2 protein-coding genes are annotated in these 3111 nt (G+C 62.3%); both read right to left on the minus strand.

The genetic code is table 11. From position 1 onward, the window contains the following. On the minus strand, nt 1–926 hold a 926-nt coding region (locus GRI89_RS12630; RefSeq protein WP_201290930.1), incomplete at its 3' end, for a G8 domain-containing protein. A 210-nt stretch (nt 927–1136) separates the two neighbouring features. Beyond that, nucleotides 1137–3111: hypothetical protein (locus GRI89_RS12635; RefSeq protein WP_235913345.1), on the minus strand; the 1975-nt coding region annotated here is incomplete at its 5' end.

The raw sequence follows: 3111 nt of genomic DNA on the forward strand, positions 1-3111 counted from the left end.
ACGGTGTTGAACGTCACATTATTCTCGACACGAACATCGTCGGTTCCATGCACCGTAACGCAACGGCTGTAGGTGTCGTGGATCGAGGCGTTCTCGATGTATTGCCCGGAGGCCTTGCCGATGATGTGCCAGTGGATCGGATAGCGGGCGAGGTGCATGTTCTGCCCCATTCGATAGAGCTCGACACCAGAGACGTACATTTTCGCGCCGGCCATCGCCATGATGTGCCCGCCGAAGTAGGTCTTCTCGGCGTCGTCCGAAGCCTGGACCTTGATGTTGCGCGTCAGCAGGCCGACTTCGCCGCGCTCGTCGACACCGTAGGTGATCTTGCCAAAGTGCATGTACTCCAGCGGGCGGTCGAGCTTGAGCACGTTGCCGCGGATGGAAGCGATCGTGCGCCGCTCCGCCTGCCGGGGATCGAAGTCGGTCGAGGCGAGGGCGATTTCGTCGCCCTTGCGCCAGCCGCTGGCATCAAGGACCTCGATTTCCGTGGAACCGGCCTGGGCCGTCTTCGCCAGCTTTGTCCAGGTGTGCTCGCGGTCGCCGTGCAGGCTCAGAGTGCCGCCCATGACCATGATGCCGCGGTCGCCCATCGTGTTGATGTCTTCGCCTGGCACGTTGTCGGTGAGGGTGATGGTCGCCTTGTGCGTGTAGGGACTCGCCTCGCTACCGATGTTCAGCTCGCCGCGGCGCAGGTAGATCCATTCGGTCTCCAGCCCGAGATCGAGATCGTCCGAAAAGCTCAGGGTGCCATCGACGGTCAGGCTGCGCAGCGCTGGCGGATTGACGTCGAGCACCACGTTCATGTCGCGGCCGATCATTACCGCATCGCCCTTGCCCGGGACCTTGCCGTCGGGCCAGGTGGCGGGATCGGACCAGCGCGTGGCCTTCGTCGCCGCGACAGGCGCATCGGTGGCCTCAGCCATGTGGGCGTGTTCGTCCTGCGCCCCAGCTGTCCCAGCGCCGAACAGGAGCGACGCGGGAAGCAGCAAGGAAACTAGGAACGGGCGTGACCGCAAACGCATGACAGATATCCCCTCAACCGGGACAGTTCCGTCCCGCTCTCATTGTCAGGCTACAGTTTTGTGGCGGATGGTCCAGATTGCCAAGCGGCAATTTGGACCATCCCCGGGGCGTCACTCGCGCCGGGTTCCTCCTTGGTCGAGCGACGCCGTGCCAACCGGATCAACCTTGCTGACATCGAGTTTGGCACCCACAGGCAGGGCGCGAGGAGTGAGGCCCGGGGGGCCATTGCCTCCGGGCGCAATCGTCAGGCCGGCCTTATTGTCGACTACGAGCTTGGCCCACAGGGTGTCGCCGTCCTTGAAGTAGGCGGTCTTCTTGGATGCCCGCAGCGCATCGAGGCTGGATTCTTCCACGGCTCCGGAAGCGGTGTTGAAACCGGGGAATTCGAGAATCAGCGACGAGCCGTCGTCCATCTCCGTCAGCGACAGCGACAGTTTGTCACGCGAGGTTTCGACCCGTACCTCGGCGCCGCTGCCGATGGTGGTCTCGCCGATGTACTCGAACCGCTTGCCGTTGCGCTGTAGGATGATCGGATCGGTGATCGGGCCGGTCTGGAAGCCGCTGAAATTGCCGGCGATGCTGAAGCGACCCATGTCGCCCTTGCAGATGGCCGCATTCCAGATCGGCTTCATTTCGCAAGATTCCTGGTCGGCCGCGATTCCATTGTCGATGACGATGTAGGCGCCGGGGATACCGCTGACCGAACCGTCGAGGTCATGGAACGCGGCGCTCTGGTAGGCCGCGCTGCGTCCGTAGTCCGAGGCCCAGCGCTTCTGGATTGGCGGGAAGCTGACCGGCTGCGCGTTGAGGAACTTGAGGCCTTCGACCGAGTTCGAGGTGCTCATGCCGAAGCTGGTGAACAGCAGGTACGAAATCGCCCCCGCATCGCGCAGTTGGTTGGGCTGGAAGTTCACGAAGGTCGTGTTCACGATCTCGTGGTGGAAATCGTAATACTCGTAGCCGCGGATCGGGAAGTCCGCCGCGGCGGACGGCAGGCTGCGGCCGTAGGTCACTTCCTGGGGCGTCCGCGGATTGCCGATATTGTCACTCTCGCCGACGAACAGCGAATCGACCACCTTCGAGGTGAAGGGCGCGGCACCCGGAATACCGGATGCGTGGGTGAAGCCGATGGCGTTGTCGGCCAGCTTCAGTCCCTTGTAGAGATGGTACTCACCGCGACCCCAGATCGCGCCGTTGCGGTTCTTGTAGCCGGTGAAGTTGTCGAACTCTGAAATGACCAGTCCACTCTTCGGATCGGTCGGGTCGTTGTAGCTGGTGAGATTGGGGCCGGCGATGCCGAACCTGCCCTCGGCGTTCGGGCCGCGATCGAGCACCATGCCGTCGAAGTTGGAATGGGCGACGTTGCCGCTGAACTCGCGCACCTTGGTCCGACCGGGCCAGATGTTGTCGCTGCCTTCCTTGTCGAGAAATGCGCCTGTCGGGTGCGTTGGTAAGGCGTACCAGAAGCCGATTTCGTCCGAGCCCGCTGCCACGTTGTCGCGGTAGACGTTGTCCGGGTTGGTAATCCAGAACGACGATGCCGTGTTGTCCGACGGGAGCAGGATGTCCTTGGCGTCCTGCCCCTTCGTGGACTGGTGGGCGAGGAAGAGGTTGGTCGGGATACAGGGTTTGCCGTCGGGATGGCACTTGGTCTGGATCGCCAGGTTTCGAATGAACTGGTTGCCGGTTTCGACCCCGTCTTCGAGGAAGAAGCAGTGGCCCACGGTGTTGAACGTCACATTATTCTCGACACGAACATCGTCGGTTCCATGCACCGTAACGCAACGGCTGTAGGTGTCGTGGATCGAGGCGTTCTCGATGTATTGCCCGGAGGCCTTGCCGATGATGTGCCAGTGGATCGGATAGCGGGCGAGGTGCATGTTCTGCCCCATTCGATAGAGCTCGACACCAGAGACGTACATTTTCGCGCCGGCCATCGCCATGATGTGCCCGCCGAAGTAGGTCTTCTCGGCGTCGTCCGAAGCCTGGACCTTGATGTTGCGCGTCAGCAGGCCGACTTCGCCGCGCTCGTCGACACCGTAGGTGATCTTGCCAAAGTGCATGTACTCCAGCGGGCGGTCGAGC

The sequence above is a fragment of the Croceibacterium salegens genome (genome assembly GCF_009827435.1).
In the GTDB taxonomy this organism is placed as follows: Bacteria; Pseudomonadota; Alphaproteobacteria; order Sphingomonadales; family Sphingomonadaceae; genus Croceibacterium_B; species Croceibacterium_B salegens.